Annotated in this window: 6 protein-coding genes; 1 reads left to right on the top strand and 5 read right to left on the bottom strand. The window is 64.6% G+C overall.

The genetic code is table 11. From position 1 onward, the window contains the following. The coding region (locus EN939_RS17775) for an efflux RND transporter permease subunit (protein ID WP_164751052.1) at positions 1 to 1,477 on the top strand (1,477 nt) is incomplete at its 5' end. A 62-nt stretch (positions 1,478 to 1,539) separates the two neighbouring features. On the opposite strand, the gene EN939_RS17770 is transcribed toward EN939_RS17775, so the two are convergent. From EN939_RS17770 to EN939_RS17750, 5 genes are all read right to left on the bottom strand, one after another. Further along, a complete protein-coding gene (locus EN939_RS17770) occupies positions 1,540 to 1,950 on the bottom strand; it encodes a GtrA family protein (RefSeq protein WP_127269060.1) in 411 nt (136 codons plus the stop codon). Then, a complete protein-coding gene (locus tag EN939_RS17765) occupies positions 1,947 to 2,756 on the bottom strand; it encodes a ChbG/HpnK family deacetylase (RefSeq protein WP_127269059.1) in 810 nt (269 codons plus the stop codon). Before EN939_RS17765 ends, EN939_RS17770 begins: the two co-directional genes overlap by 4 nt. Then, on the bottom strand, positions 2,753 to 3,742 hold the full coding sequence (locus EN939_RS17760; protein WP_127269058.1) for a glycosyltransferase family 2 protein: 990 nt from the start codon (positions 3,740 to 3,742) through the stop codon (positions 2,753 to 2,755). Before EN939_RS17760 ends, EN939_RS17765 begins: the two co-directional genes overlap by 4 nt. Then, complete coding sequence (locus tag EN939_RS17755) at positions 3,735 to 4,898, bottom strand: glycosyltransferase 87 family protein (protein ID WP_127269057.1); 1,164 nt, start codon at positions 4,896 to 4,898, stop codon at positions 3,735 to 3,737. The genes EN939_RS17760 and EN939_RS17755 overlap by 8 nt, the downstream gene beginning before the upstream one ends. Positions 4,899 to 5,113: 215 nt before the next feature. After that, a partial coding sequence (locus EN939_RS17750; protein WP_127269056.1) for a zinc-binding dehydrogenase occupies positions 5,114 to 5,931 on the bottom strand: 818 nt, incomplete at its 5' end.

Here is a 5,931-nt window from a genome sequence, read left to right as displayed (position 1 = left end):
CCGCCAGGAGCTGACGCCGACCGAGGACCGCGCTGCCGTGCTTCTGCGCATCAGCGCCCCGCAAGGCGTCAGCCTCGACTACACAACGCAGCAGATGCAGAAGATCGAGAGACTGATCCAGCCGATGCGCGATTCCGGCGAGATCCGCAGCACTTTCGAGAACGCCGGCCAGAACGGCTCCTACAACTCCGGCTTCATGGTGATGACGCTGGCGCCGTGGAACGAGCGCAGCCGCAGCCAGCAGGAGATCATGGCCGAGATCAGCCAGCTGACCAGGCAGGTGCCGAGCGTGCGCATCTTCCCGGTCCAGCCCAACAGCCTCGGTATCCGCGGCGCCGGCAACGGCCTGCAGTTCGCGCTGGTCGGCAACGACCGCAAGGCGCTCGGCGATGCCGCCGTGAAGATCATCGCCGAGATGCAGAAGGACCCGCGCTTCCAGACACCGCGCCTGTCCATCGACCCGACGCAGCCGCAACTCGCCGTGGCCATCGACCGCGAGCGCGCCTCTGACCTCGGCATCGACATATCGGGACTGGCCAACACCCTGCAGGCCATGCTCGACGGCAACGACGTCGTCGACGTCTACATCGCCGACCGCAGCTACGGCGTGAAGCTGGTCTCGACCACCAATCCGATCAACGATCCGACGGATCTGGAGAACATCTTCCTGAAAACAGCCGACGGACGTTTCGTGCCGATGTCGACCATCGCCACGCTGACCGAACGCGCCGTGCCGCCGTCGCTGTCGCGCGAACAGCAGCAGCCCTCTGTGGCGATCACGTCCAACCTCAGCGGCGACTTCGCGCTTGGCGATGCGCTCACCCGCGCCGAGCAAATCGCCACGCCGCTGCTGCCGCCAGGCAGCCGCATCCTGCCGCTGGCCGAGGCGGCGACGCTGGGCGAGACCAACAGCGCCATGGTCACCATTTTCGGCTTCGCGCTGGTCATCATCCTTTTGGTGCTGGCCGCCCAGTTCGAAAGTTTTGTCAGCGCCGTCATCATCATGGCGACGGTGCCGCTAGGGCTGGCCTGTGCGATTTTCGCGCTTCTCCTCTCGGGCACCAGTCTCAACGCCTACAGCCAGATCGGCCTGGTGCTTTTGGTCGGCGTCATGGCCAAGAACGGCATCCTGATCGTCGAATTCGCCAACCAGTTGCGCGACCGCGGGCTTGGCGTGCGCGAGGCGATCGAACAGGCCTCGATCATCCGCGTGCGGCCGGTGATGATGACGATGATCTGCACCGTGCTCGGCGGCCTGCCGCTGGTGCTGGCGAGCGGCGCCGGTGCCGAGGCGCGCGTCGCGCTCGGCTGGGTCATCGTCGGCGGCCTGGGGCTGGCCACCGTCTCGACGCTGTTCCTGACGCCGGTCGCCTATCTCCTGCTTGGCCGCTTCGTCACGCCGAAGACCCACGAGGAAGCCCGACTGAAGCGCGAGTTGGAGGAAGCCGCCTACACCAATGTGGAGCCGGCTGAATAGAAATCCCAGGAAAAGTGTGTAGCGGTTCTTCGTCCGGAATTTCGTAAGAAAAATAATTCCGCCTATCTCAAGAACCGGCCTTCGATCGACCAGCGCGCGGCGAGGAAATTCAGCACCGCCGCCACCACGACGCCGCCGATTTTCGCCGGCCACACCCCGATGATGCCGGCGAACAGCGCGATCGAGAGGCTGGAGACACCGAGCGAAATCAGCGCTCCAAGCGTGGCGAAACGAAGGAACGCGTCATGCAAACGGATGGCTCGATTGCGCTCGAACGACCACAAGCCGTTCGCCGCGAAGGAAAAGGTGACGGCGACGAACCAGGCAGCGATGTTGGCCGGCACCGGCGGAACCCCGAGCTTGAGCAGCAGGAAAAAGCTGGCAAGGTCGATGGCCGTGTTCGCCAGTCCGACAATGGCGAAGCGGACGATCTTGCTGCCGGCCGAACGCTGGGGCCGATCGGCGTCGCTCATCTCTTGCCGTCCAAGATCTCGACGCCGGCGCGGGCCAGGCTGGCTCCGAACGCGTCCGATGCGAGGGCCGCGAATTCGACCTCGCGCACACCTTGCATCATGTCGCGCGCGCGCAGCGTCTCGTCGACATGGCCGGGATGACACATGAACAGCCCTCGCTCTGGCAACCCTTCGACGGCGGCCTGCAGAACCGCAGCGAACTTTTCCGGTTGCCGCCAGTCATAGATGCCGGCGAGCGGCTGGAAAACGGTGAAGCCCGCGCGCTGCATCGAGCGGTTGAACCCGGCGGCGAGCGCGGCAATCGCAGCGACTTTCGCTCCCGCGGCCAGCGTCGGGGCGCCGCGCAGGGCCGGCCTGTCGGCGCCTTCTGGAAACCGTGCGCACAGCCATGTGCGCACGACGGGAAGGAAATGCACATGCTGATGCCCGTCGACGAAATCGGGGCGGCGGCCAAGCGCCTCGACGAAGCGGCTGTACTGGGCGTCAAGCTCGGCATGGACATGGCGGGCGCCGATGCGGCCGCGCAGAACAGGCAAGGCCAGTGCGCGGAGCGGTGGCAGCCGGCCTTCCGGCGCCAGGGCCGACCGGCCGGTGACGGCCAACTGGTCGGTCAAGGTGAGGTGCAGCCCAACCGCAGCCCGGCCGCACAGCGGTTTTATGCGCTCTGCCTCCTTTGCCCACTCGGGAAAGCCGGTCATGCAGCTGGTGCCGGTCAGGCGCCCCCGATCGAGAAGATCGAGAATCCCGGCGGAAACGCCAGGCGCCAGGCCGTAATCGTCGGCGATCAGGCGAATGCGCCGCGTCATCTGTTCGAAGAGCCCGGCTCCGGCCGGTCGGCGGAGGCATCGCTGCGCACGACATCGCGCACGAGATAGACCGGCCGATCCTTGCTCTCGCTGAGCGTCACCCAGACATATTCGCCGATCAGGCCAAGCAGGGTCAGGTTGAGGCCGCCGAGCAGAACGACGGCAACCAGCAGGCTGGGGTAGCCCGGAACGGCAATGCCGTAGAAGATCACCTCGAAGAACACCTTTGCACCATAGAGCGCGCCGGCCAACGCCGCGAGCAGCCCGCTAAGACTGATCAGGCGCAGCGGAATGACGGAGAACGAGGTGAACCCTTCGAGCGAGAAGGCGATCAGGTTGAGCCGGCTCCATTTCGATGTGCCACTGGCGCGGCCTTCCGGCGAATAGGGCAATGCTTTCTGGCGAAAGCCCGCCCAGGCAAACAGGCCCTTGTTGAAGCGACGCTTGTCACGCAGGCTGGTCAGTGCGCGCGCCACGGCGCCGCGCATGACGCGAAAGTCGCCGGCATTTTCAGGAATGTCGAAACGCTGGCTGCTGTTGATCAGGCTGTAGAAAAGCCGTGCAAGCTGGCTGCGCCGCCAACTCGCCTCGCGGCGGTCGTTCTGGGCATAGACGACGTCGATGTCGGGATGGTTCACCAGCTCGGCGATCAGCTTCAGGCTGATGTCCAGGGAATGCTGGAGGTCGGCGTCCATGATCAGCACCATGTCGCCGCGCGACTGGTCGAGGCCGGCGAGCACAGCGACTTCCTTGCCGAAATTGCGGCTGAGGCGGACGATCTCCCACGATCCCGTCAGCGCCTGCGAAAATCGTCCGGCGCCGTCGTCACGGCTGCCGTCATCGACCAGGATCTTGTGCACGGTCATGCCGAAGCGCTGTGCCACGGCCGCTTCGAGCTCGCCGAGCAGGCGCGCGAAGGCCGATGCCGAAGCCGCCTCGTTGAAGAATGGCGCAACGATATCGAGGCTCTGTCGCAACTCAGCCATTCGCGACTCCCGCATTCACCACCTTTTCCCGTGCCTTGGCCCAGAACCACCAGATCAGCGAACCGGCGATGAAAGTGACGGCCACCGGCCGGAACCAGGGGAAGAGGAAATCGTGCACATGGCGCTCGACGCCGCTCAGCCCGGTCACGAACAGCGTCATCGACAGCACCGAGGCGAGGACGCCGCCTCGTTCTTCGCGCCACAACAGGGCGATGGCAAGACCGGCTGGTACCGCGATCATGGCAAAGGTGTTGGGCTCGACGCGCGGGTTGAAGACGCACATGTAGAAAGTGGCCGTCAGGAAGATCGCCAGCGCTGCCTTTCCCCCTTCGAGCCTGCGGTCGAACCAGATGACGGCTGAAAGCGTAAGGAGGGCCATGACCATGCGCACGATCGTTGCGCCGAATTCCGGTATCGGCAGCCCTATCGTGGTGAACGGTGCCGTGAAATCGGTGGACACGAAATGGCTGGTATTGTCGACGGCCATGGAGGTCAACATCTGGGCGAAGACACGATACTGATCGTTGAGATAGCCGGCGGGAGCAAAAGCGTAAGGCAGTGCGAGCACGAACAGCACCGCCAGCACCAGCACCGGTATCAACCGAAGCCGAAGGGCTCCTACCAACAACAGCATTATGATCGCGGTCGGCTTGGCGATGATGGCAAGCGAAGCCCAGAAGAACGTCTCCGCCCGTCGCCCTTCCAGCGCCGACAATGTGAGAAGCCAGCAAGCGGCGGTCAAAAGGATCGTCGCCTGACCGTTGCGGATCGCGCCGAGCGCCATCGGCAAAGCGAGGAAGAGGCCGAAAGAAAGCAGCCACATCAACTCGCCACCACCGAGCTTGCGCACCTGCCGCATCGCGGCATAGGTCAGCACCGCAAACCCGAGGGAGTGCCACACCACGCCGCCCAGATGCGGACCGAGCTTGACTATCGGAGTGTAGAGCGCGGCAAAGGCCGGCGCGTAGAGATACCCCATCTCGGATTGGGTGTCGTAGAGCGGCAGACCGGCCAGAAGCGCCTCGCTGCCGTCTATATAGGCCTTCCATACCGTCCGCGTGTACGGCGACCGCAGGACCATGGCAAGAACGACCAGGAACGCTCCGATCCACAGGCCAAACCCCAAACGGTCGAAAACCGGCTTGGAAATCGTCATCAAGGCACCCCACACAATCCCGGAACAAGCTCGGTCCAGCCTGTCCCGGCATTCGATGGCGGCGGCATATCACGGACGCAGCGGCATGGCATAGGGGGCTTGATGGACGCGGGTATCGGCCTGACGGTCCCGAGGCGGCGGATAACCGGCGATCTCTGACGCAAAGCACTCCGAGGCCCCCTCGCGTCCAAGCTTCTCGAACCTTTCGAATTGGCCTAAGGCCGGATGAACACCTTGCCGTTCGGCTTGGCCAGTTCCGCCGGCACCCGCGTCATGGCCTCGGCAAGCGGCACCACCGCTGTCACGTCGGTCGACCAGCGCCCGTCGGAAAAACGCTTCTGCGCTTCCAGGATCGCCGGGCCGCGGCGATCCTGGAACTGGCGCATCCACTCGCTCAGCCAAAAACCTTCGATACGCTTGTGCTGGAAGATCAGTTGGCCGGGCTCGCGGATAACAGTGGCTTCGGGATCGAGCTTCCCGTAGATGATCCAGCGCGACCGCTTCGGCATAATGTCGAAGATGGCGGAAGCCAGCGGCCCGGTCACCGCGTCGAGAAAGATGCGCGGCTGCTCAGCCTTCACCACCTCGCGTAGCGCCGCCTTGAAATCCGGCGCCTTTTCGTTGAGGACGTGCGCCGCGCCGAGCGCTTTCAGCGCCGCGATCTGGTCGTCGCGGCGCACGGTGACGATCGGCCGGAAGCCCTCTCCGTTGGCCAGGCCAATGATCAGCTTGCAGAGCTGGCTGGCGCCGGCGGTCATCATAAAGGCCTTTCCGCCTTCCTTCTTGACGACGTCGAACATGGCGAGCGCGGTGAGCGGGTTGACGATCATCGCCGCGCCATCCTCGTCGCGAACGGTGTCGAGCAGCGGGATGCAAACATCGGCCTCGGCTACGGCATAGTCGGCCCAAGAGCCCCAATTGGTGACGCCCGTGGCAAAAGCGACACGCTTGCCGATCAGGCCTTTTGGATAGGGTTCGTCCCCGCTGGCGACGACAATGCCGACGCCCTCGAAGCCCGCCGGCTGTCCCTTGG

Source organism: Mesorhizobium sp. M7A.F.Ca.CA.002.05.1.1, assembly GCF_003998335.1.
In the GTDB taxonomy this organism is placed as follows: domain Bacteria; phylum Pseudomonadota; class Alphaproteobacteria; order Rhizobiales; family Rhizobiaceae; genus Mesorhizobium.
The sequence above is the reverse complement of the archived record's forward strand: the minus strand, read 5'-3'. Positions and strand labels throughout refer to the sequence as shown.

Bases quoted from the DNA above. Each gene is read 5' to 3' on its own strand.
- EN939_RS17770 (WP_127269060.1), bottom strand. From the start codon at position 1,950: ATGAGCGACGCCGATCGGCCCCAGCGTTCGGCCGGCAGCAAGATCGTC.
- EN939_RS17765 (WP_127269059.1), bottom strand. From the start codon at position 2,756: ATGACGCGGCGCATTCGCCTGATCGCCGACGATTACGGCCTGGCGCCT.
- EN939_RS17760 (WP_127269058.1), bottom strand. From the start codon at position 3,742: ATGGCTGAGTTGCGACAGAGCCTCGATATCGTTGCGCCATTCTTCAAC.
- EN939_RS17755 (WP_127269057.1), bottom strand. From the start codon at position 4,898: ATGACGATTTCCAAGCCGGTTTTCGACCGTTTGGGGTTTGGCCTGTGG.